The sequence below is a fragment of the Candidatus Accumulibacter contiguus genome (assembly GCF_036625285.1).
In the GTDB taxonomy this organism is placed as follows: Bacteria; Pseudomonadota; Gammaproteobacteria; order Burkholderiales; family Rhodocyclaceae; genus Accumulibacter; species Accumulibacter contiguus.
On the sequence record NZ_JAZKUC010000001.1, the window covers coordinates 2,753,967 to 2,778,106 of the forward strand.

Annotated in this window: 20 protein-coding genes; 8 read left to right on the forward strand and 12 right to left on the reverse strand. The window is 61.5% G+C overall.

The features are described from left to right. Positions 1–49: 49 nt before the first annotated feature. Together V5B59_RS13430 and pdxH are read left to right on the forward strand one after the other, a co-directional pair. Positions 50–1,825: a M61 family metallopeptidase gene (locus V5B59_RS13430; protein WP_169069163.1), complete on the forward strand. Its 1,776-nt coding sequence runs from the start codon at positions 50–52 to the stop codon at positions 1,823–1,825. A 71-nt stretch (positions 1,826–1,896) separates the two neighbouring features. Beyond that, positions 1,897–2,535: a pyridoxamine 5'-phosphate oxidase gene (gene pdxH, locus V5B59_RS13435; protein WP_169069164.1), complete on the forward strand. Its 639-nt coding sequence runs from the start codon at positions 1,897–1,899 to the stop codon at positions 2,533–2,535. Positions 2,536–2,649: 114 nt separating this feature from the next. Here pdxH and tsaA read toward each other — a convergent pair whose 3' ends face one another. The 7 genes from tsaA to V5B59_RS13470 all read right to left on the reverse strand — a co-directional run bounded on the left by tsaA (position 2,650) and on the right by V5B59_RS13470 (position 8,064). Next, the gene (tsaA, locus tag V5B59_RS13440) at positions 2,650–3,354 is read right to left on the reverse strand and encodes a tRNA (N6-threonylcarbamoyladenosine(37)-N6)-methyltransferase TrmO (RefSeq protein ID WP_169069165.1); all 705 of its coding nucleotides are present in this window, start codon (positions 3,352–3,354) and stop codon (positions 2,650–2,652) included. 57 nt (positions 3,355–3,411) lie between these two features. Then, positions 3,412–3,786: a sirohydrochlorin chelatase gene (locus tag V5B59_RS13445; protein ID WP_034910907.1), complete on the reverse strand. Its 375-nt coding sequence runs from the start codon at positions 3,784–3,786 to the stop codon at positions 3,412–3,414. A 38-nt stretch (positions 3,787–3,824) separates the two neighbouring features. Further along, a complete protein-coding gene (locus V5B59_RS13450) occupies positions 3,825–4,481 on the reverse strand; it encodes an HAD-IA family hydrolase (RefSeq protein WP_034910909.1) in 657 nt (218 codons plus the stop codon). Next, positions 4,474–5,172, reverse strand: a complete 699-nt coding sequence (gene ubiG / locus V5B59_RS13455) for a bifunctional 2-polyprenyl-6-hydroxyphenol methylase/3-demethylubiquinol 3-O-methyltransferase UbiG (RefSeq protein WP_034910910.1) — start codon at positions 5,170–5,172, stop codon at positions 4,474–4,476. The genes V5B59_RS13450 and ubiG overlap by 8 nt, the downstream gene beginning before the upstream one ends. A 65-nt stretch (positions 5,173–5,237) precedes the next feature. Then, positions 5,238–5,924: an OmpA family protein gene (locus tag V5B59_RS13460; protein ID WP_169069166.1), complete on the reverse strand. Its 687-nt coding sequence runs from the start codon at positions 5,922–5,924 to the stop codon at positions 5,238–5,240. A gap of 76 nt (positions 5,925–6,000) precedes the next feature. Then, positions 6,001–7,326 carry a TRZ/ATZ family hydrolase gene (locus tag V5B59_RS13465; RefSeq protein ID WP_248594639.1) on the reverse strand — a complete coding sequence of 442 codons (1,326 nt, stop codon included), beginning with the start codon at positions 7,324–7,326 and terminating at the stop codon, positions 6,001–6,003. Between the two features lie 69 nt (positions 7,327–7,395). Then, positions 7,396–8,064: an OmpA family protein gene (locus V5B59_RS13470; protein ID WP_169069167.1), complete on the reverse strand. Its 669-nt coding sequence runs from the start codon at positions 8,062–8,064 to the stop codon at positions 7,396–7,398. 240 nt (positions 8,065–8,304) lie between these two features. Here V5B59_RS13470 and V5B59_RS13475 point away from each other — a divergent pair, with 240 nt between their 5' ends. The 3 genes from V5B59_RS13475 to V5B59_RS13485 all read left to right on the forward strand — a co-directional run bounded on the left by V5B59_RS13475 (position 8,305) and on the right by V5B59_RS13485 (position 13,741). Then, entirely contained in the window at positions 8,305–9,054 is a 750-nt protein-coding gene (locus V5B59_RS13475) for an SIR2 family NAD-dependent protein deacylase (protein WP_034918224.1), read from the forward strand. A gap of 140 nt (positions 9,055–9,194) precedes the next feature. Next, positions 9,195–12,671: a transcription-repair coupling factor gene (mfd, locus tag V5B59_RS13480; protein ID WP_211203281.1), complete on the forward strand. Its 3,477-nt coding sequence runs from the start codon at positions 9,195–9,197 to the stop codon at positions 12,669–12,671. After that, the gene (locus tag V5B59_RS13485; RefSeq protein WP_034917042.1) at positions 12,668–13,741 is read left to right on the forward strand and encodes a 3-deoxy-7-phosphoheptulonate synthase; all 1,074 of its coding nucleotides are present in this window, start codon (positions 12,668–12,670) and stop codon (positions 13,739–13,741) included. The genes mfd and V5B59_RS13485 overlap by 4 nt, the downstream gene beginning before the upstream one ends. Before the next feature lie 73 nt (positions 13,742–13,814). On the opposite strand, the gene V5B59_RS13490 is transcribed toward V5B59_RS13485, so the two are convergent. The 3 genes from V5B59_RS13490 to V5B59_RS13500 form a co-directional block, all read right to left on the reverse strand. Then, complete coding sequence (locus V5B59_RS13490; RefSeq protein WP_034917049.1) at positions 13,815–15,542, reverse strand: SulP family inorganic anion transporter; 1,728 nt, start codon at positions 15,540–15,542, stop codon at positions 13,815–13,817. Between the two features lie 241 nt (positions 15,543–15,783). Further along, a complete protein-coding gene (locus V5B59_RS13495) occupies positions 15,784–17,259 on the reverse strand; it encodes a CYTH and CHAD domain-containing protein (protein WP_169069168.1) in 1,476 nt (491 codons plus the stop codon). Positions 17,260–17,283: 24 nt separating this feature from the next. Then, the gene (locus tag V5B59_RS13500; RefSeq protein ID WP_169069314.1) at positions 17,284–18,330 is read right to left on the reverse strand and encodes a potassium channel family protein; all 1,047 of its coding nucleotides are present in this window, start codon (positions 18,328–18,330) and stop codon (positions 17,284–17,286) included. 266 nt (positions 18,331–18,596) lie between these two features. On the opposite strand from V5B59_RS13500, the gene V5B59_RS13505 reads away from it, so the two are divergent. The 3 genes from V5B59_RS13505 to V5B59_RS13515 all read left to right on the forward strand — a co-directional run bounded on the left by V5B59_RS13505 (position 18,597) and on the right by V5B59_RS13515 (position 21,560). Continuing rightward, positions 18,597–19,268: a class I SAM-dependent methyltransferase gene (locus tag V5B59_RS13505; protein WP_169069169.1), complete on the forward strand. Its 672-nt coding sequence runs from the start codon at positions 18,597–18,599 to the stop codon at positions 19,266–19,268. Between the two features lie 75 nt (positions 19,269–19,343). Beyond that, a complete protein-coding gene (locus tag V5B59_RS13510; protein ID WP_169069170.1) occupies positions 19,344–20,000 on the forward strand; it encodes an EcsC family protein in 657 nt (218 codons plus the stop codon). A gap of 51 nt (positions 20,001–20,051) precedes the next feature. Beyond that, positions 20,052–21,560 carry a sensor domain-containing diguanylate cyclase gene (locus V5B59_RS13515; RefSeq protein WP_169069171.1) on the forward strand — a complete coding sequence of 503 codons (1,509 nt, stop codon included), beginning with the start codon at positions 20,052–20,054 and terminating at the stop codon, positions 21,558–21,560. Between the two features lie 49 nt (positions 21,561–21,609). Here V5B59_RS13515 and V5B59_RS13520 read toward each other — a convergent pair whose 3' ends face one another. Both V5B59_RS13520 and V5B59_RS13525 read right to left on the reverse strand, forming a co-directional pair. Then, positions 21,610–22,410, reverse strand: a complete 801-nt coding sequence (locus V5B59_RS13520; protein ID WP_034917044.1) for an enoyl-CoA hydratase — start codon at positions 22,408–22,410, stop codon at positions 21,610–21,612. Between the two features lie 79 nt (positions 22,411–22,489). Beyond that, positions 22,490–24,127, reverse strand: coding sequence for an acyl-CoA synthetase (locus V5B59_RS13525; protein ID WP_169069172.1), 1,638 nt, complete (start codon positions 24,125–24,127; stop codon positions 22,490–22,492). Between the last annotated feature and the right edge of the window lie 13 nt (positions 24,128–24,140).

Here is a 24,140-nt window from a genome sequence, read left to right on the forward strand (position 1 = left end):
AGCCGTACCATTCCGGCAAACACCCTGACCAGACCCACAGAGGCAAGCGATGAGGCCTGCGCATATCTGCTACAGCATCCGTCCGAGCAAGCCTGCAGCGCATCTGCTTGAAGTGCGCTGCACGCTTCCCGCACCCGACCCGGCTGGGCAGCGTTTCGCGCTGCCGGCGTGGATTCCCGGCAGTTACCTGATTCGTGACTTCGCGCGCCACATCGTCGCGATTCGTGCCGAGACTGCTGGCAAAGTGGTACCGCTCAGCAAGATCGACAAACACAGCTGGCAGGCTGCACCGGTCGGCAAGGATATGGCGCTCACCGTCATCTGCGAGGTTTACGCCTGGGATCTCTCGGTACGCGCTGCGCATGTCGACCAGACACACGCTTTTTTCAATGGCAGCAGCGTATTCCTGCGCGCCCTCGGTCACGAACATTCGCCGTGTCTGGTCGATATCCAGCGGCCGATCGGCAGGCACTTCGAAGCGTGGCGTGTCGCCACCGCGCTCACTCCGGCATGCGACCAGACTGCCCGGCAACACACTTTCGGCCTCTACCGAGCCGCCAACTATGACGAACTGATCGATCACCCGGTCGAAATGGGCACCTTTACGCTGGCCACATTCACGGCCTGCGGTGTTCCGCACGAGATCGCCATCAGCGGGCGCCATGACTGCGACCTGGCGCGCCTGACCGCCGACCTGCAGCGCATCTGTGAATGGCAAATCCGCTTCTTCGGCGAACCGGCACCGATGCCGCACTACGTTTTCCTGGTCACTGCCGTCGACGATGCGTATGGCGGACTAGAGCACCGTGCCTCGACGGCGCTGCTCTGCGCCCGCGACGATCTGCCCTACTCTGGCATGCGCGGCACACCGGAGCGCTACCGCAGCTTTCTCGGCCTGTGCAGCCACGAGTATTTCCACGCATGGAACGTCAAGCGCATCCAGCCTGCGGCATTCTCGTCCTACAATCTCGATGCCGAGAACTACACCACCCTGCTCTGGGCCTTCGAGGGTTTCACCTCGTACTACGACGACCTGGCGCTGCTACGCTGCGGATTGATCCAGTTGAAGGACTGGCTGGCGCTGGTCGCCAGGACGATCGACAAGGTCCACAACAACCCCGGTCGGCAGCGGCAGACGCTTGCCGAATCGAGTTTCGACGCCTGGACGAAATACTACCGGCCGGACGAGAACACTCCGAATGCGGTGGTCAGCTACTACACCAAGGGATCGCTGGTGGCGCTGGCACTCGACCTGAAGCTGCGCGCCGAGACGAGCAACCGGATTTCACTGGATGACGTGATGCGCGCGCTCTGGCAACGCCATGGCCAGGGTGAGCAGCGCTGCGGCATTGGCGACGAGGACATCCGGATGCTCGCCGAAGAACTGTCCGGCCTCGACCTCGAGCACTTTTTTGCCGAAGCCGTACATGGCACGACCGATGTGGACCTGGCGCGGCTGCTGCAACCCTTTGGCATCCGGCTGAAGCGTTCGGCAAACTCCACCACCCCGTCGCTCGGCGTGAAAACTGGCAGCGACGGCAGCGAGGTCCGGTTGACGACGGTATACGAAGGCAGCCCGGCGCAGGTCGCCGGATTGTCGGCAGGCGACCTGCTGCTGGCGATCGATGGCTTGCGAGTCACGCCATCGACCCTCGATCGCCTGTTGAGCCGCCGTCAAGCCGGCGAAACGGTCCACATGCACGCCTTTCGACGCGACGAACTGATGGAATTCGCGGTTCAACTCGGCGCGCCGGCCAAGGATCGCCACCAGCTGCAGTTGCAGCGAAAACGCAACTCCCTGCGCAAGGACTGGCTGCAGGGGTAGCGCATCGACGATAATCAGGCACTGCATGTTCCAGCCCTGCCGGCTCCACCTCTTTCATCCTCGTACACAAGATGACCAAGCTCGCCGACCTCCGCAAAAGCTACGAACGCGCCGAACTCAGCGAGGACGCTTCACACGCCGACCCCCTCAGGCAGTTCGAGAAATGGATCAGCGAGGCGATCAGCGCACAAGTCCCCGAACCCAACGCCATGACCCTGGCGACGGTAGACAGCAGCCTGCGCCCGTCCACACGCGTGGTGCTGATCAAGGGCTACGACGAAAATGGCATCACCTGGTTCACCAACTACGACAGTCGCAAGGGTCGCGAACTCGCTGCCAACCCCTGGGCAGCACTGCAGTTTCATTGGGTCGACCTGGAACGGGTCGTGCGCATCGAGGGCTGCGTCGAAAAAGTGAGTGCCGCCGAAAGCGATGCCTACTTCGCCAGCCGACCACTCGATTCCCGCATCGGCGCCTGGGCGAGTCCGCAGAGCCAGGTCATTGCCGGCCGCAGCGTACTCGTCGGCAACGCTGCCCGCTATGGCGCGAAGTTCCTGCTGCAGCCGCCGCGTCCACCTCATTGGGGCGGCTACCGGCTGCGTCCCGATACCTGGGAGTTCTGGCAGGGCAGAAAAAGCCGTCTGCACGACCGTCTGCGCTACCGGCTGAACAGCGATCAGCAATGGATTCGCGAACGCCTGGCGCCGTGACCTGCGTGTTACCGCAACACCAAGGACCTCGACCGCAGTCGTCCCCTGGACGAAAATCGCCCGCCCGCAGGCCTGGTCGTTGACCGGGGCTAGCTTCTCCCACGGGCTTAGCAATCAATCGACAACAGCCGGCACAATTTCTTCAACGACAGCCCTCATCCCCGTGCAACGCCATTTGACTTCCAGATCGTAAAGACGAAAGCCATAACGTCGCAGCGGATCGTTCGCATAGGCGGGACGCGGATCCTGCGCCAGCACCTCGCGAAGCAGTGCAGCAAGGTCTGGCCAGCGAGGCGCATGCAGGCACAGCTGCAGCGCTGCCTGTGCACTGAAATCGACCGCCAGTTGCAACGGAGGACCATCGATAAAACCGCCGCGTGCCGCCGGTTCGCTCTCGACAAAGGGAAGGTACGGCTTGATGTCGAGGACCGGGGTACCGTCAAGCAGGTCTACGCCACCAAAAGTCAGTACGACACCGGCACGCGTATCGATGGACAGCAGTTCGACCAGCGACAGTCCCAGAGGGTTCGGGCGAAAAGGACTGCGGCTGGCGAATACGCCAACGCGTCGATTGCCGCCCAGTCGCGGCGGTCGAACCGTCGGATGCCATGCCCCTTTGCTGTGGTGGAAGACAAAACTGAGCCAGACATGCGAAAAGTCCTCCAGGCCGCGCACCGCTTCCTCCCGATCATAGGGACGCAGCAGGCGCAGCTGACCGCGCGCATGCGGTGCCAGACGTGGCTGACGAGGAATGCCGAAGCGGTCCCGAAACGGTGTCGCCAGATAACCGATCGGCGACAAGCTGATGTCAGGAGGCATCGGCCTCGTCCGAAAATCCGCAAGCTCGTTTGCGCATCACGGCAACGCGCGATCGAGCTAGTCGCTGACGAGCGTCAGTGCATGCCTGGCCATCGCCTGTACGATGGGCTCGGCCTCGCCAATCGCCGCCGCAAGTTCAAAGCATGTTTGCGGATGACGCTGCCGCAGTTCTTCGAGCAGCAGCGGCACATCGCGCTTCAGATGCCCGCCGCGAGCGATAAACATCGGCACGACCAGGATACGTTCGCAGCATTCGGCGATGAGGGATTCGGCACAGCTGCGCAAATCGGGTGGGATGAACTCGAGGAAGGCCAGCTCAACCTGCAGTTCGGGCGCCTGTTCGCGCACCGCCGCACAGACGCGGCGCATCGGTTCGGCCCATTCCGGGTCTCGTGCGCCATGGGCGAAAAGGATCAAGGCTGTTCGTGGCATACGTACACTGTAACGCATCACGACCGCGGCGACACGGATCAGTGGATGCCGGCCAGCGCGGCGATCTCCCGAGCATCATCGACGAGATGATCGGCACCCCAGGCTTCGATCGGGTCGCCATCGCCAAGATAGCCATAGCGCACCGCCACGGTGGCCATGCCGACGGCTCGACCGGCCTGAATGTCCCGCAAGTCATCGCCGACGTAGAGGCAGTGCGCGGGATCCCTGGCAATCAGCGCGCAAGCCAGCTGCATCGGCTGGGCTGCGGGCTTGGCACGCCGCGCAGAGTCGCCACTGACCACGCAGGCTGCACGTTTGGCGTAACCCAATTGGTCCAGCAGCGGCAGGGTGAAGCGTTGTGCCTTGTTGGTGATGATTCCCCACGGCGAGCCGCGGCGCTCAAAGCAGCCAAGCAGTTCGTCAATACCGGGGAAAAGCGTCGTCTCGACGCAGATATCCTGGCTGTAATAGCGCAGGAAGCGATCATGGAACTCCGCATAGATCGGATCACCCGGTTGCATGCCCAGCCCCGCCTTCAGCATGCCCCGGACCCCCTGCGAAGTGAAGGGACGCAATTGGCCCGCCGGAACCGGCGCCAGGTCGAGATCGGAACGCAAGCGGTTGAGTGCTGCTGCCAGATCCGGAGCCGTATCGGCAAAGGTCCCGTCCAGGTCGAACAGGACCGCTTCAAACATTCTTCACGGTGTGCAGCAGGTAATTGACGTCGCTGTCGCGTCCAAGAGCATACCTCCCCGTCAAGGGATTGTAGGTCATCCCGCGAAGGTCAAGCGCATCGAGGCCGACACTTCTGGCCCAGCGCAGGAGTTCCGAGGGTTTGATGAACCTGGCGTAATCGTGAGTACCCCTGGGTAGCATGCGAAGCAGATATTCGGCGCCGATGACCGCCAACAGATAGGCCTTCGGATTGCGGTTGATGGTCGAAAAGAACACGTGTCCACCAGGCTTGGCCAGCGCAGCACAGGCGGCAATCGTACTGGCCGGATCGGGAACGTGTTCGAGCATCTCCATGCAGGTGACGACATCGTAGCGGCCGCCCTCCTGAGCAGCCAGTTCTTCGGCCGCGACCTTGCGATAGTCAACCACCTGCCCGCTTTCGAGCAGGTGCAGGCGGGCCACGCTCAGCGCCCTCTCCGAGAGATCGATGCCGGTCACCTTTGCGCCTCTTTCGCACATCCCTTCGGAAAGCAAGCCACCGCCACAACCGACGTCGAGAACACTCTTGCCGGCGAGTTGGCACTGGTCGTCGATCCAGTTCAGGCGCAGCGGATTGATGTCGTGCAGCGGCTTGAAATCGCTGCCCGGATCCCACCAGCGATGTGCAAGCTGGCTGAATTTCTCGAGTTCGCTCTGGTCGGCGTTGATCATGGTGTCTCGGATATCCATAACGTAAAAGCCCTGCCGAAGCAGGGCTTGCGGTAAACACGAGCAGATTACTTGGTACCGATGAGTTCGATATCTACACGACGGTCAGGCTGCAGGCAGGCGATGGTCTTCTTGCTCTTGGCGCCAGGGCACTGATCAGGCTTGGTGACCGGATTCTTCTTGCCCTTGCCCTCGGTGTAGACACGGTTGGCTTCGATTCCCTTGCTGACCAGATAGGTCTTGACCGCAGCAGCGCGCTTCTCGGACAATTTCTGGTTGTAGGCGTCGGAACCAAAGCGGTCGGTATGGCCGACGGCAATGATCACTTCGAGCTTGATGGCCTTGGACTTGGCGACCACTTCGTCCAGTTTGGCCTTGCCTTCGGGACGCAGCGTCGCCTTGTCGAAGTCGAACAGCGCGTCGGCAGCAACGGTGATCTTGTCGCCTGACGGCTTGGCCACCGCCGCCGCTGCTGCACCAGGTGCGGCCACCGCCACCTTGGGCTCGCAGACTTCCTTCGGCAGCAGATCCTTGTCGCACTTGCAACCGGCCGGATCGTTGGCTGCCGCAGCCGGGGTCCAGAATCCGGTGCGCCAGCATAGGCCGGCGCCACTCATCACGACTTCACCGCGTTGATCGATCACGTACACCCGGTCCAGAGGAATCGAAGTCTGTGCTTGAGCGAGAGAGGCGCCGAAGCCGACAGTGGCAGCGGCAAGCAAGGCCATCATGGAGTGTTTTGCAGTTCTGTTCATCTAGGTATCCCTCGTTAGTTGAGCCTGCGGGATTGGTCCGCATGGCCTGTTTATGCCTCGTTGTTGACGGAACTCATCACGGACGAATTTTATTTTGCCACAAGAGGGCCAGTTTTATCAATTCGGTTTCGTTGTTTTCAATTAGTTGCCCGTTTTCAACACGCATTCGACCGCCCACCCAGACATCGGAAACATGCTCACGGCCTACCGCGTAACTGAGGTGTGAAACCGGATCGTAACAGGGAACCAGGGCGATATCGTCGAGCCGGACGGCACACAAGTCGGCCGCCTTGCCGCGGCTGATCGAGCCAATACACGCGTCGAGACCGAGCGCGCGAGCGCCGCCAAGGGTCGCCATATACAGGACCCGATGGGCATTGATGGCGTCGGCGCGCCCGCCTTGTTCCTTGGCGAGCAGGGCTGCCAGGCGCATCTCCTGAAAGAGGTCGAGGCGGTTGTTGCTCGCCGCACCATCCGTACCCAGACCAATGTTGACGCCTTTGGCAGACAGCTCCGTGATCGGAGCAATGCCGCTGGCAAGCTTCAGATTGGAACTGGGACAGTGCGCTACGGAACACCCGTGCTGCGCCAGTAGTTCGATCTCGTGAGTGTCCAGGTGCACTGCGTGCACGGCGATCAGGGCCGGACTCAGCAGACCGAGGCGGCAGAGACGTTCGATCGGGCGCATCCCGAAGCGTTGCAGACTTCCGTCTATTTCCTGGACAGTTTCATGCAAATGGAGATGGATTGGCAGTTCGATCTGTTCGGCCAGCGTCAGCACCCTGGCAAAGCTCCGTTCGCCGACGGTATAGGGCGCATGCGGGGCAAGGCAGAAAGACAGCAGCGGCTCCCCCAGCAACTGGTCCCGGACGGCCAGCCCTTTGGCAAGATAGTCATCCGCATCCGCTGCATAGTTGCTCGGAAAGTCGACGGTGATCAGGCCGATCGCAGCGCGCATTCCCGAAGCGATCGCCGCCTCGGCAGCAGCCCTCGGGAAAAAATACATATCGTTGAAACAGGTGATGCCGCCACGCAACATCTCGGCACAGGCAAGCAGGGTACCGTCATGGACAAACTGTGCCGAAACATGCTGCGCCTCGGCTGGCCAGACGTGATTCTGCAGCCACTGCATCAGCGGCAGATCGTCGGCGAGACCGCGCAGCAAGCTCATTGCGGCATGGGTATGCAAATTGACGAGTCCCGGAATCAGCACGTGCTGATCCAGGCGCTTGCGCTCGCGTGGCGAAAAGCGCTCCGCCACCTCGATCTGCGGGAGGAGGTCGATGATGCGGCCGTGATTGACGACCACTGCGTGATTTTCGAGAACCAGATCGGCCGGATCAACGGGAACGATCCAGCGCGCCTCGATGGCCAGGTCGACTGGCGGCAAGGGCATGGTCATTGAGCAGGCATTCGCGAAACCTAAAAAAAACCCCGCCAAGGCGGGGTTTTCGGAGGCATTTCGCCTGGATTACTTGTTGCCGATGACTTCGATATCGACACGACGGTCAGGCTGCAGGCAGGCGATGGTCTTCTTGCTCTTCGGACCCGGGCACTGATCGGGCTTGGTGACCGGATTCGTCTTGCCCTTGCCTGCGGTGATCACGAGGTTGGCTGCGATCCCCTTGCTGACCAGGTAGGCCTTGACCGCGGCAGCGCGCTTCTCGGAGAGTTTCTGGTTGTAGGCATCGGAACCGAAGCGGTCGGTATGACCGGTGGCAGTGATCAGCTCCAGCTTGATCGCCTTGGACTTGGCAACCACTTCGTCCAGTTTGGCCTTGCCTTCCGGACGCAAGGTCGCCTTGTCGAAGTCAAACAGCGCATCGGCAGCAACCGTGATCTTGTCGGCCGAGGGCTTGGTAGTCATCGGTGCGGCGCCAGGAGCAGCCTTGACGACCGCCGGCTCGCAGACTTCCTTCGGCAGCAGATCCTTGTCGCACTTGCAGCCGGCCGGGTCCTTGGCGGCCGCAGCCGGGGTCCAGAAGCCGGTGCGCCAGCAAAGGCCGGTACCGCTGACCACGACTTCACCACGTTGGTCGATCACGTAGACGCGATCAAGAGCGGTTTGGGCTTGCACGGAGCCAGCCGCCGCAAAGAGGCCGATAGAGGCCAGCAGGGTAGTAATGATTTTCGATTTCAAGATGTTCCTCCTCGATTAATCTCTGTTAGGTCCGAATGCGTGTAACGCGATGCGATTTTTGCGCAGTCAGGAGATTTAAGCATACAAACTTGATTTGCTTCAAGCATTGGTCTGGCATTGTGTGGCATTTATACAACGAACCAGGCCCGGTGGCGGTGCCAGTCGTGCTTCAGTGGCCGCGATTACGTCGCTCTGCTGAACATGCGACAATCACTGCAAACATTCACGAAGGAGATGATCATGCAGAATCTGGGATCCATCGCTTCGCTCCTGCGCGAGACGAGCGAAGTCGTCGTATTTTCGGGCGCAGGGCTTTCCGCCGATAGTGGCATTCCAACGTTCCGCGATGGGGCAACCGGCCTGTGGAACAACGTCGACCCGGACGAAGTCGCCAGCATTGAAGGATTTCTGCGCAATCCGCAACGTGCCTGGAGCTGGCTGCTGCAACTGCGGAACCTGGTCGATGAACGGCATCCGAATGCCGGCCATCACGCGATCGCCCGTCTGGACGAAATCTGTTCAGCACAGCAATTCACCGTGATTACCCAGAATATCGATGGCTATCACGCACGCGCCGGGAACCAGAACGTCCTGGAAGTGCATGGCACCATCCACCGTGTACGTTGCCACCGGCACTGCGGATTTGTCGCAAGCTGGGATCAAAGCTCCCTGGAACCGTATGCCTGCCCGGTTTGCGGCGCACCGGTTCGACCCGATCTGGTGATGTTCGGTGAAATGCTCGATGAAGCCGTCTTTGCCGCTGCCGAGATCTCCAGTCTCAATGCCGACGTATTTTTCTGTGTCGGCACCTCATTCACCGTGCAACCTGCCGCCCGCCTGCCGCTGTGGGCGAAACAAGCCGGTGCCGTGGTGGTGGAAGTCAATCCGCACCCGACGCCCTTGTCGGACCTTGCCGATTACTCGATTCGCAGTGGCGCGTCGCAGTTCTTCGGTGCGCTCTGCGCGAAACTCGAAGCGCCAGACCTCTGACGCGCGTCAGGCCAAGGCCAGGCGACACCCCACATCCGTGCGCGCCTGGCCACGGCTGCTGCAGACGAGTGCAATAGTCGGTCAACGCTGCCGGAGGGCAGGCCTGATCGACTATAATTCCGCTTTTTCGCTGCTCAGCCTTGGCGTGGGCAGATCAACCCATTTCCGCAGTCGAGTCGCAATCCTTGTCATTTCCGCTTCCCCGATCACCCTTACCCGAAATCGGCGAAAGGCTTCAGTATTCTGCGGGCTCTGCTGACGCCCTCCTGATCGCCCAGGCAGCTTCGGAAGCGAGTACTGGCAGCGAGCGGCGCATGCTGGCGGTGTTCACCGCCAATGCCGGCAACGCGCAGCGCCTGCTGCAGGAAATCCCCTGGTTCGCTGCCAATCTGCGCGTACGCCTGCTGCCGGACTGGGAAACTCTACCCTACGACAGCTTCTCGCCACACCACGATCTGGTTTCCGAACGACTGGCAACGCTCTATGCGGCCCTGCGTGGCGAGTGTGACGTGCTGCTGGTACCCGCCGGTACCGCCATCTACCGCCTCGCACCGCCAGCCTATCTGGCGGCCTATACCTTCTTCCTCAAGCAGGGCGAGAAGCTCGACGCCGGGCAGTTCCGCGCCCAGATGACCCTGGCGGGTTACGCGCATGTCACACAGGTCGTGGCACCGGGCGAGTACTCGATCCGTGGTGGTCTCGTCGATCTCTTCCCGATGGGCTCGCCACTGCCTTTCCGCCTCGATCTCTTCGACAACGAGATCGAAAGCATCAAGACTTTCGACGTCGACAACCAGCGCACCCTCTATCCCGTACCCGAAGTTCGCCTGCTGCCGGCACGCGAGTTTCCGCTCGACGAAACAGCTCGCACCCGTTTCCGCCAGCGCTTTCGGGAGATTTTCGAAGGCGACCCCGGTCGCTCGGGGATCTACAAGGACGTCTCGAATGGCATCGCGGCGGCCGGCATCGAGTACTGGCTACCCCTTTTCTTCGAGGAAACGGCCACCCTTTTCGACTACCTGCCGCGCCACACCGTGCTTTGCCTGTACAGCACGGTGCCGGCAGCGATTCGGGACTTCTGGCACGAGGCACAGTCGCGCTACAGCATGCTTTCGGGCGACCGTAGCCGCCCGCTGCTGCCACCAGCCGATCTTTTCCTGGCCGAAGAACCGTTCTTCGTGGCCGCCAAGGCCTATGCCCGAATCGACTTGAAGGCCGGCCATGAGGGGCCGGCACGCGGCCTGCCTGCGCTGGCCATCGACCGCCGCGCTGACAACCCGCTCGGTCGTCTACAGGCCTTTCTCGCCGCCTTCCCCGGCCGTGTGCTGTTGCTCGCGGAAACCGCAGGGCGCCGTGAAACCTTATCCGGACTGTTCTCGGCATACGGCCTGAAACCACAGGCGAGCGCCGGTTTCAGCGACTTCCTGGCGACCGACAGCCGCTTGTCGCTGGCGGTTGGCCCGCTGCATGACGGCTTCCAGCTCGCCCAACTGGCGATCGTCACCGAAGCCGAACTCTACGCCGACAGTCCGTCGCGGCGCGCTCGCCATGTGGCGCAGCGCAAGGCATCGGTCGACAACTGGCTGCGGGATCTCACCGAACTCAAGGTGGGATCGCCGGTCGTGCATGAGCAACATGGCATCGGACGCTATCAGGGCCTGGTCCACCTCGATCTGGGCGAAGGCGAGATGGAGTTCCTCGAACTGCACTATGCCGAAGATGCCAGGCTCTATGTTCCCGTATCGCAGCTACACGTCATCGCGCGCTACTCGGGATCCGACCCGGACACGGCACCATTGCATGCGCTCGGCTCTCCACAATGGGAAAAAGCCAAACGCCGTGCCGCCTTGCAGGCACGCGACACCGCCGCCGAGCTGCTCGCTCTCTATGCCCTGCGGGCGGCCAGGCAGGGTCACGCTTGCGAGTTCACGACCCATGACTATGACGCTTTCGCTGATGGTTTCGGTTTTGAAGAAACGCCAGATCAGGCCACTGCCATCGCTGCAGTGATCGAAGACATGCAATCCGGTCGGCCGATGGACCGCCTGGTCTGTGGTGACGTCGGCTTCGGCAAGACCGAGGTTGCCTTGCGCGCCGCTTTCTGCGCGGTGGCCGGTGGCCGGCAGGTTGCCGTCCTCTGCCCGACCACCCTGCTCTGCGAACAGCATTTCCAGACTTTCAGCGACCGCTTTGCCGACTGGCCGGTCAGAATCGCCGAACTCTCTCGTTTCAAGACCAGCAAAGAGGCGGCGCAAGCCCTCCAGGAGCTGGCTGACGGCCGGCTCGACATCGTCATCGGAACACATAGGCTGCTGCAGAAAGACGTGCGCTTCAGCCGTCTCGGGCTGGTGATCATCGATGAGGAACACCGCTTTGGCGTCCGCCAGAAGGAAGCGCTGAAAGCGCTGCGCGCCGAGGTCGATGTGCTGACCCTGACCGCGACGCCGATCCCGCGCACGCTCGCGATGTCGCTGGAAGGCCTGCGCGACTTTTCGGTGATCGCCACCGCACCGCAGAAACGCCTGGCGATCAAGACCTTCGTCAGCCGTTTTTCTGACGGGGTCATCCGTGAAGCACTCCTGCGAGAATTCAAGCGCGGTGGTCAGGTCTATTTCCTGCACAACGAAGTCGACACCATCGAGAACATGCGCGACAAGCTCGGCAAGCTGTTGCCCGAAGCACGCATCGTCGTCGGCCACGGCCAGATGAAGGAACGTGAACTGGAAAGGGTGATGCGCGACTTCACGCAACAACGGGTCAACCTGCTGTTGTGCACGACGATCATCGAAACCGGCATCGACAACCCGCACGCCAATACCATCATCATTAACCGGGCCGAGAAATTCGGTCTCGCCCAGTTGCATCAGTTGCGCGGCCGGGTCGGACGCTCGCACCATCAGGCCTACGCCTACCTGCTGACGCACGATGAGGCAGCGCTCAACAAGCAGGCCAGGCAGCGCCTGGAGGCGATCCAGATGATGGACGAACTCGGTGCCGGTTTCTACCTCGCCATGCACGACCTCGAAATCCGTGGTGCCGGCGAAGTGCTCGGCGCCAACCAGTCGGGAGAGATGCAGGAAGTCGGCTTCAACCTGTTCACCGAGATGCTCAAGCGCGCTGTCGCGGCGCTCAAACTGGGCAAGGAGCCGGACCTGATGCAAGCACTGACGATCGCCACCGAGATCAAGCTGCATACGCCCGCCCTGCTCCCCGACGACTATGCTCCCGACGTCCACGAAAGGCTGACGCTGTACAAGCGCCTCGCCGACTGCGAGGCCGCAGACGCTCTGGACGATCTGCAGGAAGAGCTGGTCGATCGCTTCGGAGCGTTGCCGCCGCAGGCTCGTGCCCTGCTCGACAGCCACCGGCTGCGCCTGCTCTGCAAGCCGCTCGGGATCTGCAAGCTCGACGCCAACGCCGAGCAGATCGTCGTGCAGTTTGAAGCCCAGCCGCCGATCGACCCGATGCGCATCATCCATCTGATCCAGAAGGACCGGAACTATCGGCTGGCTGGACAGGACAAACTGATCCTCAAACGCCACTGCGCAAGCCTTGGTGACCGCGTTGCTGCGGTCAAGGACATCATTCACCAACTAAGCACGCAGGCAAAACCATGACTACCCTCGACATCGACAACATCAACGTCAGCGCCTTCGACCCCATGCCTTCGCCGGAGGAAATCCACGCCCAACTGCCGCTCTCGGCCAGCGCCGCCCGCCTGGTCATGCGCGGCCGCGAAGTCTTGCGCAACATCCTCGACCGCAGCGACCCGCGCCTTTTTGTCGTCGTCGGCCCGTGCTCGATCCATGATCCCGTAGCTGGAATCGACTATGCGCAACGCCTGAAGACTCTCGCCGACGAGGTCAGCGAGACGCTCTACCTGGTGATGCGCGTCTATTTCGAAAAGCCGCGCACGACAACCGGCTGGAAAGGCTACATCAATGACCCGGACATGGACGATTCCTTCCATGTCGATCAGGGCATGCAGAAGGCCAGAACCTTTCTGCTCGAGCTTGCCGAACTCGGCCTGCCCGCCGGCACCGAGGCGCTCGACCCGATCGCGCCGCAATATCTAGGCGACCTGATCTCCTGGACGGCAATCGGCGCTCGCACCACCGAATCGCAGACGCATCGGGAAATATCATCAGGTCTGTCCACCCCGGTCGGCTTCAAGAACGGCACCAACGGCGACATCGGCATTGCCGTCAACGCCATCCTCTCGGCGGCACGGCCGCACAGCTTCCTGGGCATCAACGGCCAGGGGCGAACAGCGATCGTTCGCACGCATGGCAACCGTTACGGTCACCTGGTCCTGCGTGGTGGCGACGGGCGACCGAATTACGACACGGTGAGTGTGCAGATCGCCGAGCAGGCGCTGCGCAAGGCGGGTCTGCCCATCAATATCGTGGTCGACTGCTCGCATGCCAACAGCTACAAGAAGCATGAGTGGCAGCCGCTGGTGATGGCCGACGCAGTCAACCAGGTCCGCCTCGGCAACCAGTCGCTGGTCGGGATGATGATCGAATCGAATCTCGTCGCCGGCAATCAGTCGATCCCGGAAGACCTCTCGCAGCTCAAATACGGCTGTTCGGTCACCGACGCCTGCGTGGACTGGGAGACCACCGAGAAGATGATCCGCAGCGCTGCCGGACTGCTGCGCCAGGTGCTGCCCGGTCGAGCCGGCTGAGGCACCTGTTGCCTGGACGCTTCGACCGCGGCCAACTGGCCAGCGAAGCGTCGCACTGTACGTAGCGGCGCGCTTACGAAACAACGTGCGATTTCGTATCCCTGACCGCATAGTACTGGTCGAAGGCCTCGGCAGCCTTCTTGACCGAAACAAAGAAATCCTGCCGGCCAATCTCTTCGGAAAGTCCAACCTTGGCCAGTTCTTCGAGAAATGGCCGCGGCGCATCGGCAATCTTGACGTCCACGCCCTCCTCGGCAAGTTCGCGATGCAATTCCGCAAAGCGCTGCGCTGCGGTGACGTCCATGTCATGCAGTGCCTGGGCGTCGATCACCAGCCACTTTACCGGCGGATCAGCCTCGTCGACCAGCGTCCGGATGCGCGTCATCACATGCCGCGCATTGGCAAAGTTCAACGGTGCGTAGAGCCGATAGACCAGCAGGCCGGGGACGCTCTCCGCCGCTTCATCATCGCGACAATCATGAAACCTGCCGTCGTCGAGGCGCCTGCGAAGGACCGCGTCGCCGGGACGCGAGACTTCCACGAGAACCGAGATCAGCGACAACAGCAGGCCGAGAATGATCCCCGGCACCACCCCGGCGATCAGGATTGCCAGGGTCACACCCATGGCGATGGCGAACTCGACCCGATCGACCTTGTACAGACCCGACAGCGACGCCACTTCCAGCATTCCCATGGCGGTAACGATCAGGATCGCACCCAGCGCCACTTTCGGCAGCAAGGCGATCAAGCCGGTCAGAAAAAGCAGGAACAACAGCAAGCCCAGCGCTACCACCAACTGCGCCACCTGCGACTTGCCACCGGCCGAATCGACGATCGAGGTGCGTGACTGGCTGGCGGAAACCGGGAAACCCTGCCACAAGCCGGCAAGAATGTTTGACGAGCCAAGCGCCACGAGTTCACGATTCGGGCGTATCTCATAACCATTTTTTTCGGCAAAGGTCTGTGCCAGAAGAATGCCGTCTGAAAACGCGAGGAAGGCAATCGCCACTGCCGCAGGGGCCAGAGCCGAGATATCACCCCACTGTAGATGCGGAATCGTCAGGCTCGGCACTCCCGAAGGCACCTCTCCGACCAGCGCCACGCCGTAGCTGCCGAGGTCGAGAACGAAGCTCACCACGATCGCGACTGCACAGACTGCCAGCGCGCCCGGCACGCGCGGCGCCCAGCGAGTCAGGGCAAGCAGGAAGCCAACCAGACAGAGACCGAAGAGGAAAGTCATCAGGTGCGTCTCCGGAAGTTTCCCGATCACGGTGTACACCAGTTCGAAAAACTCCTCTCCCTCGGTCTTGATGCGAAACATCTTCCCAAGCTGCGTGGCGATCAAGACCAGTGACGCGCCGTTCAGATAGCCGATCAGCACCGGGCGCGACAGCAGGTCAGCAATGACGCCCAGTTTCAGGCGCGCCGCGAGCAGCAACACGGCACCCGACAGTATGCTGAGCACAGCCGCCAGGGTGACGATGCGCGACGGATCACCGGCCGCCAGAGGCAGGATTGCTGAACCGGCGAGCAGGCCGATGGCGGCGTCCGGCCCGGCGATGACGTGCCGCGAACTGGCAAACAGGGCGTAGCCGACGGCCGCAGCCAGCGCCGCGTACAGACCGGTAATCGCCGGCAGATGCACCAGTTCGGCATAGGCGATCACCGACGGAATCGACACGATACAGGCGGAAAGCCCGGCGATCGCATCCTTGCTCAGCCAGGCGATCCGGTACTCTCTGAGGGTAGTGATCAGCGGCAAACCCGACTGCAGGTACTTGAAAATAGACGCAGGATTCATGGGCGGGGCTCCGATCCGAAAGACGCAGACCGGCAATATACCATGATCTGCCGAAGAATCGGCAATATTGCACCAAGCGGGCGAGACGGGCATTGCATGCGATCGTCGTTACCGGCGCTGCAATGACGAAGTCTTGAAACATGCCAGGTATCGTCGCACATGCCCCTCGTCGGTGCTTGCGCCCGAAAAGAGTGACGTCAACCAGGCAGCGCGCCGCCTTCCGCAGGCGCCGATGATTCGTTCACAATGCTTTCCACGGCAACGGCTGTTGCTGAAAGTCCTTCAACAGACTGGCCAACTCGGGCAGTAGCGAATCGGTCTGGGCTGCCAGCCAGACTGCAATCCCCTGGTCTTTGCTGCCGGCTTGCGCCTCGGCAACCAGTTGCGAAGCCACCGCCAGGTCGTTGAGACGCCCGAGCAAGTCCTGCAGGCCACTGGCTGACTGGTGGTAGTTCACCAGTACCGGGCCGGCCAGGATCGGGGTAAAGAACTCCACCGCGTAGCGCAGTTGCTTGAACGCTACCCGCAGACTGTGACGAGCCACATCGTCGTCTCCCAGCGCAGCCACGGCGCGCTCCTTGACACGCTTGGCACGCTTGTCGAGGCAACGCGGAACGAAGCCACCGAGTGACCCGGCGGCGTCGTCCGGCAGGGCCAGAACAGCGGCACTGAAGTCGATCAGCAGGCGCGAATAAGCTGTCGATCTGAGTGCGCTTCTACTGGCCTTGCGACTGTTCGCGCCACGTCTCCGGGCATGGCGCAACAGCCGCTCGACCTCGATTCTGCCCGACGGCGCGTCGGCGAGTGCGGGCAAGGTTTCCGCGAGAAAGACATCCCAGTTGCGGGTATCACCCAGTTTGCTCGCCAGATCGTGCCAGAGCGGATCGAAGCGGGCAACGAAAGCCTCTGGCAGCAATGGCTGCCAGAGGCGGATCGCCGAACGCAGCCGGCGAATGGCGACGCGCGCCTGGTGAACGAACTCGGGGTCGTCGCTCCGGCAAACACCGGCTTCGTTGTTTTGCAGGTGGTTCAGACAGGACAGCGCGATCAGGCGGAAGGCCCCGATGCGCGACATTGCGGCTTCGGTCGGTACCGGCAAGGCCTTCACCGCTGTCAGCGGCAGGTCGGCCAACAGACGGTAAGCACGTTCGGATTTGCTGCTGCTCTCCGGGTGCAGCGGCAGGCTGGCCTGCAACTCGGCCACCAGTTCGAACAGATCGCCGACCTCGCCAGCGAGCAGTTCCAGCTCGATCTCACGAATCGTCTGGCGTTGCCCTCGCGCCTCGATCCAGCCGCGGTCTAGCGCCAGCTCGATGCGCACCCCCGCGTGCGGTTCCAGCAGCCAGGTATCGCGCATGAAGTGGGTCGTGAAGGCTGGTTGGAGGTCATCACGCAGCGATTCGAGCAGGTCGCGAACGCCGCCATCGATATGCGAAAAATCGAACTCTCCGGGCCGGCTGGGAACCTCCCACTCGCTACGCTGCGCCAGTCCGGCGGTGAGCATCGGCGCGGTCTTGACGGTCAACAGCCACTGCCGGCCCTTCTGGCGGTGGCGAACGACCATCCGCTCGCGCCGCAGGCGCTTGTCCTGCGTATCGTAATAGGTATTGATCAGCAGTTGCCGCTGTCGCTCGATGTTGCTCAGCATGGCTTGCTTCGCCAAGGCACTCGCGGCACGCGCCGACAGGGACAACTTGATTTCGGTTTCGGTGGCCATCGCAAACCCTCATGCGGTAGGAAACTAGGACATCTTTTCGATCAGATGCGCCTTGAGTTGCGCGCGTCCCGAAGGATTGGCCAGGGCGATGATGATACTGCCGGCCTGAACGAGGTCATCCACTTTGGGATTGAATATCCAGGCGCCATCCTGCTCGCGTACCGCCAGCAAAATATAGTCCGGGCTGCGCAGACGCAGGTCGCCGATACGGGTCTGCGGGAAATTGGCGGGCACCGGCACCTCTTCGACACGCACGTTCTTGTCCGACCGGATCATCTCGTCGAGGAAGCCGACGACGTGCGGTCTGACCATCGCTGATGCCAGTCGAATGCCGCCGGTGAAATCCGGCGAGATCACCGCGTCGGCGCCCGCCTTGCGCATTTTCTCGACATTTCGCAGTTCCTGGGCGCGCGCCACGATGCGCAAGCGGGGATTGAGCTGCCTGGCAGTAATGATGATCATCAGATTGCGCGAATCGTCGCCGGTGACGGCAAACAGGCCGCGGGCATCCTCGATATCTGCCGCTTCCATCAGATCATCGTCGGAGGCATCGCCGTGCAGATAGAGCAGCGCGGGAAACTTGTCGAGGTTTTCCTCGAAACGCGCCTCTTCGATGTCGATGGTGACGAAATGTCGACCGGTATTCTGCAATTCTCGGCCGACGCTGCGGCCGACCCGCCCGAAACCGCAAATGATGAAATGCTGCCGTAGCTTATGAATGCTTTTTTCCATTCGTCGTCTCCGCAGGGAATAATCCAGATCCTTCTCGAGGAAGAACACTGACAGGCTGGTAAACAAAAAGGTCAGTGCGCCCAGGCCAGCAATGGCAATGAAACCAGCAAAAAGGCGATCCTGAAGCGAATGGAGAGGGATAATCTCGCCATAACCCACCGTCGAGATGCTGATCAGGGTCATGTACACCGCATCGGACCAGTTCCCGTTGGCTCCGGCAATCTGATAGAAGCCGAGTATCCCGACAACGGTCAACGCCAACACCGCGATACCCGCCCATACGATACGCAGGACAATGCGCCGCAATTGCGTGGCTACCCCCGCCTCGGATTCCCGCATACGGCGAATGCGGCGAAGGCTCTGGCGAGCCTGCAGCGGGTCGTCATACATGCAAAAAAGAGGTGTCTGATTGGAATCGGATAGTCATTGGCAAAGCTGGCGAAGGCAGAATCAGTCCAGCAGGAATCGGAACCTGATATGCCGAGTGGGCGAGATTGGCACATCCGCAGACGATTTGCAACTCAACATCAAAGATTCGCCAGCAATGGTTTACCATCGCTTCCAGGACAATCCTGCGCAGACCCGTTCAGTGACCGACCACGACCATGCCATTACCCAACACCACTCCAGAACAAATCACTGCCCAGACGCTCGCCCATTACCAGCAACGTGCCGAAGACTTTCGCGAGGGCACGCGCAACCACGACGTGAGTCAGAACATCGCCGCGCTGCTGCGCCACCTCCGTGGCCAGCCGCCCTTCACGATTCTCGACTTCGGCTGTGGCCCCGGCCGGGATCTCAAGGCCTTTACCCGCCTCGGCCATCTGGCCGTAGGGCTGGACGGAGCCGCGAACTTCGTCGAGATGGCACGAAGAGACACTGCCTGCACGGTCTGGGAACAGAATTTCCTGAATCTCGATCTCCCGCCGGAGCATTTCGACGGGATATTTGCCAATGCCTCGCTGTTTCATGTTCCGAGCCGGGAGTTGCTGCGCGTTCTGCGACAACTGCATGCCACCCTCAAGCCGGACGGCGTTCTGTTCTGCTCAAACCCTCGCGGGGATAACCAGGAAGGCTGGAATGACGGACGCTATGGGGTTTTCCACGACCTCGCAGCCTGGCGCCGCTGGCTGCTGGATGCGGGCTTCGTCGAACTCGAGCACTATTACCGCCCAACCGGCCTGCCGCGCGCGCAACAGCCCTGGCTCGCCAGTATCTGGCGCCGGGCGGCCAGGCACGAGGATGACATTCCTGCACCTCCCGACACGCCTCTCTAACGGTCATGGCTCAGGGCAGGATTCGTGAGTCGCTGACGCCACTTTCACATTAACCATAGCCAACACACGCTCACCATGTCAGATAAACGCTTCGCAGGACGCCAATCAAGCCTTCGGGCCAGTCGAAGAATCGCCGAAGCGATTCTGGATTATGTCGGCCAGACGCCGGCCAGCAACGAATGCCGAAGACAGAAACCGGCAGGGCGCGCCCGTGCGATCGCCCGAACGGCCGCCCGACAGGCTGCCGTGACTGCCGGCAGCCTGACGCTGCCGCCTGGCCCACTCGGCTGGCTTACCCTCCTTCCCGAACTTCGTTCGCTGTGGAAACTCCAGACGCAGATGGTCGCGGATATCGCTGCTTGCTATGGGAAAACGGCCGAGTTGAACCGTGAAGAGATGCTCTATTGCCTGTTCCGGCATACCGATCCACAAGCCGTTCGCGATCTGGTCGCCCAGATCGGCAATCGCCATGTCGTCCACCTCGCCTCGCGTCCCGAAACCCAGTCGGTAGCCCTGAAGATCGGCATGCACATCACCCAGCGGGTGATCGGCAAGGGAATTTCGCGCTGGATCCCGGTCATCGGAGCGATTGGCGCCGGCGCGTATGCCTATTACGACACTGACCAGGTCGCCCGCACGGCCATCGAATTATTTACTGGGGTCATTGACGTGCAAGGGGAAGAAACGACATCGGATGATGATCAGAGCGAGCCCTTGCACAAATCACACTGAGCCGATCGCTTGCCGGAGAACTTTTGACTTTGCCACGGATGGCGTCATAACATGCTTGATCAATCGGAAGCGAGACAGGCAGACGGCATGGTGACACAACCCATCAGGCATCTGGAAGCGTGGGCAAACCCGCGGACGGTGGTCGTATTGACGCTGCTCTTGCTCGGCGCACTCTGGACGACGGTCATCGTCTCGGCGGTTTCGGCTCGGGATGCCAGCATCGCCAGCACCGGCGAGCTTCTGCAACGCCTGAACCATGCGCTCGAAGAGGAAACGCGGCAGCAGTTTCGTCTGGCCGATACCTTCCTCGCCACCTGTGAGCACTGGCTGCAAACGAACCCCGCTCGGGATCCGCGCAGCAACGCTGCCTTCCGAAAGTTGGTCGAGGGTTTCCGGAGCAGAACCGCCCAGTCCATCGACATTCTTCTGCTGGCGGCCGATGGCGAGGCATTCGACGTCCTGGAGAGCAGCCGCAGGCCGCTGGAAAATGCCGCTGGCAGCCACTTTTTGAAGGACGCTCTGGCCAGCCCCGGTCTGTTCATCGGCGCTCCCACGCTCAATCCCCTGCGCGGCCATTATGGCTTGCCCATCGCATTAGCGCTGCATCGCCCTGCGCACGGCATCCAGCTATTGCTCGCCGTAATCGATCTGCCAACGCTGACCAGAACCTATGACGAGCAACGCCACCAGCCCGGCGGCGCGATCACTCTGCTCAGGCTCGACGGCACGGTTCTTGCCAGAGCCCCTGACGATACGCCACGCCTGGGCCAGTCCCTTGCCAACAGCAGGCTGTTTACCCAGCACCTGAGGCAGCAGCCTCGTGCTTTCGTGTTGCTTGACGACGGGGCGAACCAGGCGAAGGAATTGGTCAGTTATTCGTCAATGCACGACTTTCCCCTGCTGATCATGGTTTCAGCGGACTACGACGAGGTGCTCACCCCCTGGCTGCGGCAGACGCTGTGGGTCTTTCTGCTGGCCCTGGGGGTGACGGTACCGCTGGCCGTGGTCGCCTACCGATCGCTGCGTCTGCTACAGGCGCTGGCGAATCAGGATGGCCAGTTGCAGCAACTGACGACCACCGACCAGCTTACGGGTATCAGCAGCCGCAAGCACCTCATCGACACGCTCAACCATGAACTCAACCGCGCGCATCGCTATCGGTCGCCGCTGAGCTTTCTGCTGCTGGACATCGATTTCTTCCAGCGGATCAATGATGGTTATGGCCATGTCGTCGGCGATCAGGTCCTGATCGAGTTCGCCCATGCGGCAAAAAAGGACCTGCGTGACATGGACCTCCTGGGCAGACTCGGTGGCGGGGAATTCGCGCTTCTGCTGCCCAATACCGAGGTCAATGAAGCCATCCCGATTGCCGAGCGAGTGCGCGCGGCAATCGCCAGAATATCGATCCCGAGCGACAACGGCACCGTCCAGTTCACCGTCAGCGTCGGGGCGAGCCAGGCCAGTCCCACTGACCGGTCGATTGACGATCTTCTGAAGCGCGCCACCGAGGCGCTGCACAAGGCCAAGGCGGCAGGACACGATCAGCTAGCGATTGTCTGAGCGCCCCGGCGCGACGCCAAGGGCACGCCAGGTGACGCGCCGGGCAGATTTACCGGCCCTTCCACTCGGCCTTGCGCTTGCCGATGAAAGCGTCGATACCTTCCCCGGCATCGTCGGTCATCATGTTGCAGGCCATGACTTCTGAGGCGTACTGGTAGGCGGCGTCCAGCCCCATTTCGAGTTGCTTGTAGAACATCTGCTTGCCCATGCCGATGGCCACCGAAGACTTGGCGGCGATCGATCGGGCGAGTTGATCGATCTCGGCATCGAGCGCATCGACGGCGACCACACGATTCAGCAGGCCTTGCTGCAAGGCTGTCCGGGCATCGATGAAATCGCCGGTGAGCAGCATCTCGAGCGCCTGTTTGCGACCGAGGTTGCGCGACAGTCCCACCCCCGGAGTCGCGCAGAACAGGCCAACATTGATGCCGGAGGTGGCAAAGCGCGCACCATCGACCGCAACCGCCAGGTCGCACATCGACACCAGCTGACAACCGGCGGCCGTGGCGATGCCATGTACGCGCGCGATCACCGGTTGCGGGATCTGCGTCAGGGTCATCATCATCTTGCCGCAGCGCCGGAACAGATCCTGCATGAACGCCTTGTGGTGGTTGGTGCGCATCTCCTTGAGATCGTGTCCGGCACAAAAAGCCTTGCCGGCAGCAGCGATGACCACGACGCGCACCGCAGGATCCTGCGCAATGGCATCCAGGTGTGCCTGCAAGGCAGCAATCATGGCCTGCGACAAGGCGTTGAACTGCTGCGGGCGATTCAGTGTCAGCGTGGCGATGCCATCGTGATCGGTGCGAATGACGTAGGGGTCATCCTGACCTGGTGTTGCGGTGTACATGTTTCTCTCCTTGCCGTGAAAGTCGCGGAAGCCACTCACGAATCTCCCCCTCCCGCGAGCGAGAGAGGGCAGTACCGGTCTACTCGATTGCGGCGGTAGCCTTCGCCTGTTCGCGCAACACGTACTTCTGGATCTTGCCGGTCGAGGTTTTCGGCAGAATACAGAAGATCACCCGCTTGGGAACCTTGAAACGTGCCATGTGCTGGCGACAGAACTCGATCATTTCCTGCTCGCTCGGCTTTGCCCCCTCGCGCAACTCGATGAAGGCGCAGGGCACCTCGCCCCACATGCGGTCAGGCGTGGCCACGACGGCAGCAGCAATCACCGCCGGGTGTCTGTAGAGCACGTCCTCGACTTCGATCGACGAAATGTTTTCACCTCCGGAGATGATCACGTCCTTCGAACGATCCTTGATTTTCACATAGCCATCCGCGTGCATCACCGCCAGGTCGCCGGTGTGGTACCAGCCGCCGGCAAAAGACTCCGCGGTCGCTTTCGGATTCTTGAGATAGCCCTTCATGACGAGATTGCCGCGGAACATGATCTCGCCCATCGTCTCCTTGTCCCAGGGCACCGCCTCCATGCTCGCCGGATCGAGCACCGTGATCGCTTCCTGCGCGTGGTAGCGCACTCCCTGCCGGCCATTCAGCTCAACCTGTTCGGCCACCGGCAGAGCCGCCCAGTTGGCGTGTTTGGCGCAGACCGCCGCCGGCCCGTAGGTTTCGGTCAAACCGTACACATGTGTGAGATCGACGCCGATATTCGCCATCGCCTCGATGACTGCGGCTGGTGGCGGCGCGGCAGCGATCAGGCCGGCCACCTTGTGCGTGATGCCGGCACGCAATTCGGCCGGCGCATTGGCCATCAGGCTGTGCACGATCGGTGCGCCACAGTAGTGGGTCACGCCGTGTGTGCGAATCGCTTCGAAAATCAGTTTCGGATCGACACGACGCAAACAGACGTTGGTGCCAGCATTGGCGGCCATCGTCCAGACGAAGCACCAGCCATTGCAATGGAACATCGGCAGCGTCCACAGATAGACCGAATGCGGCGGCATTCCCCAGCTGACGATGTTGCTCATCGAGTTGAGATAGGCACCGCGATGATGGTAAACGACGCCCTTCGGATTGCCGGTGGTTCCGGAAGTGTAGTTGAGCGAGATGGCATCCCATTCGTCGGCCGGGCTACCCCAGGGAAACTCTGGACTCCCGTCGGCAATGAACTGCTCGTACTCCTGCGTGCCGAGGCGTTCTCCGGGGCCGCTGTACTCGGGATCGTCGACATCGATCACCAGGATCTGGCTGTTCAGAATGGCCAACGCCCTTTTCATGGTAGATGAATACTCCCGGTCGGTAATCAGCACCCTGGCCTCACCGTGCTCGAGCATAAAGGCAATCGTTTCGGCATCCAGACGCGTATTCAGCGTATTCAGCACCGCGCCGGTGACCGGCACGCCGAAGTGGCACTCGACCATCTCCGGAGTGTTGTTGAGCATCACCGCCACGGTGTCGCCCTCGCCGATACCGTGGTCGGTGAGCGCCGACGCGAGACGGCGAGCGCGGGTAAAGGTCTCGAGCCAGGTGTAGCGACGCTGACCGTGAATCACTGCCGTGCGCCCGGGATAGACATAAGCGCTACGGGCAATGAAAGTCAGCGGCGTCAGCGGCGTGTAGTTGGCCGTATTCTTGTCGAGCCCTTCTTGATAAATTGTTGGCATCCCCTGCTTCTCC

Coding starts and splice junctions, on each gene's coding strand:
- V5B59_RS13445 (WP_034910907.1), bottom strand. CDS start 3,786: ATGCCACGAACAGCCTTGATCCTTTTCGCCCATGGCGCACGAGACCCG.
- tsaA (WP_169069165.1), bottom strand. CDS start 3,354: ATGCCTCCTGACATCAGCTTGTCGCCGATCGGTTATCTGGCGACACCG.
- V5B59_RS13485 (WP_034917042.1), top strand. CDS start 12,668: ATGACTACCCTCGACATCGACAACATCAACGTCAGCGCCTTCGACCCC.
- V5B59_RS13520 (WP_034917044.1), bottom strand. CDS start 22,410: ATGTACACCGCAACACCAGGTCAGGATGACCCCTACGTCATTCGCACC.
- V5B59_RS13450 (WP_034910909.1), bottom strand. CDS start 4,481: ATGTTTGAAGCGGTCCTGTTCGACCTGGACGGGACCTTTGCCGATACG.
- V5B59_RS13515 (WP_169069171.1), top strand. CDS start 20,052: ATGCTTGATCAATCGGAAGCGAGACAGGCAGACGGCATGGTGACACAA.
- V5B59_RS13525 (WP_169069172.1), bottom strand. CDS start 24,127: ATGCCAACAATTTATCAAGAAGGGCTCGACAAGAATACGGCCAACTAC.
- V5B59_RS13430 (WP_169069163.1), top strand. CDS start 50: ATGAGGCCTGCGCATATCTGCTACAGCATCCGTCCGAGCAAGCCTGCA.
- V5B59_RS13475 (WP_034918224.1), top strand. CDS start 8,305: ATGCAGAATCTGGGATCCATCGCTTCGCTCCTGCGCGAGACGAGCGAA.
- V5B59_RS13510 (WP_169069170.1), top strand. CDS start 19,344: ATGTCAGATAAACGCTTCGCAGGACGCCAATCAAGCCTTCGGGCCAGT.
- V5B59_RS13495 (WP_169069168.1), bottom strand. CDS start 17,259: ATGGCCACCGAAACCGAAATCAAGTTGTCCCTGTCGGCGCGTGCCGCG.
- V5B59_RS13465 (WP_248594639.1), bottom strand. CDS start 7,326: ATGACCATGCCCTTGCCGCCAGTCGACCTGGCCATCGAGGCGCGCTGG.
- V5B59_RS13505 (WP_169069169.1), top strand. CDS start 18,597: ATGCCATTACCCAACACCACTCCAGAACAAATCACTGCCCAGACGCTC.
- ubiG (WP_034910910.1), bottom strand. CDS start 5,172: ATGATCAACGCCGACCAGAGCGAACTCGAGAAATTCAGCCAGCTTGCA.
- V5B59_RS13500 (WP_169069314.1), bottom strand. CDS start 18,330: ATGCGGGAATCCGAGGCGGGGGTAGCCACGCAATTGCGGCGCATTGTC.
- V5B59_RS13460 (WP_169069166.1), bottom strand. CDS start 5,924: ATGAACAGAACTGCAAAACACTCCATGATGGCCTTGCTTGCCGCTGCC.
- V5B59_RS13490 (WP_034917049.1), bottom strand. CDS start 15,542: ATGAATCCTGCGTCTATTTTCAAGTACCTGCAGTCGGGTTTGCCGCTG.
- pdxH (WP_169069164.1), top strand. CDS start 1,897: ATGACCAAGCTCGCCGACCTCCGCAAAAGCTACGAACGCGCCGAACTC.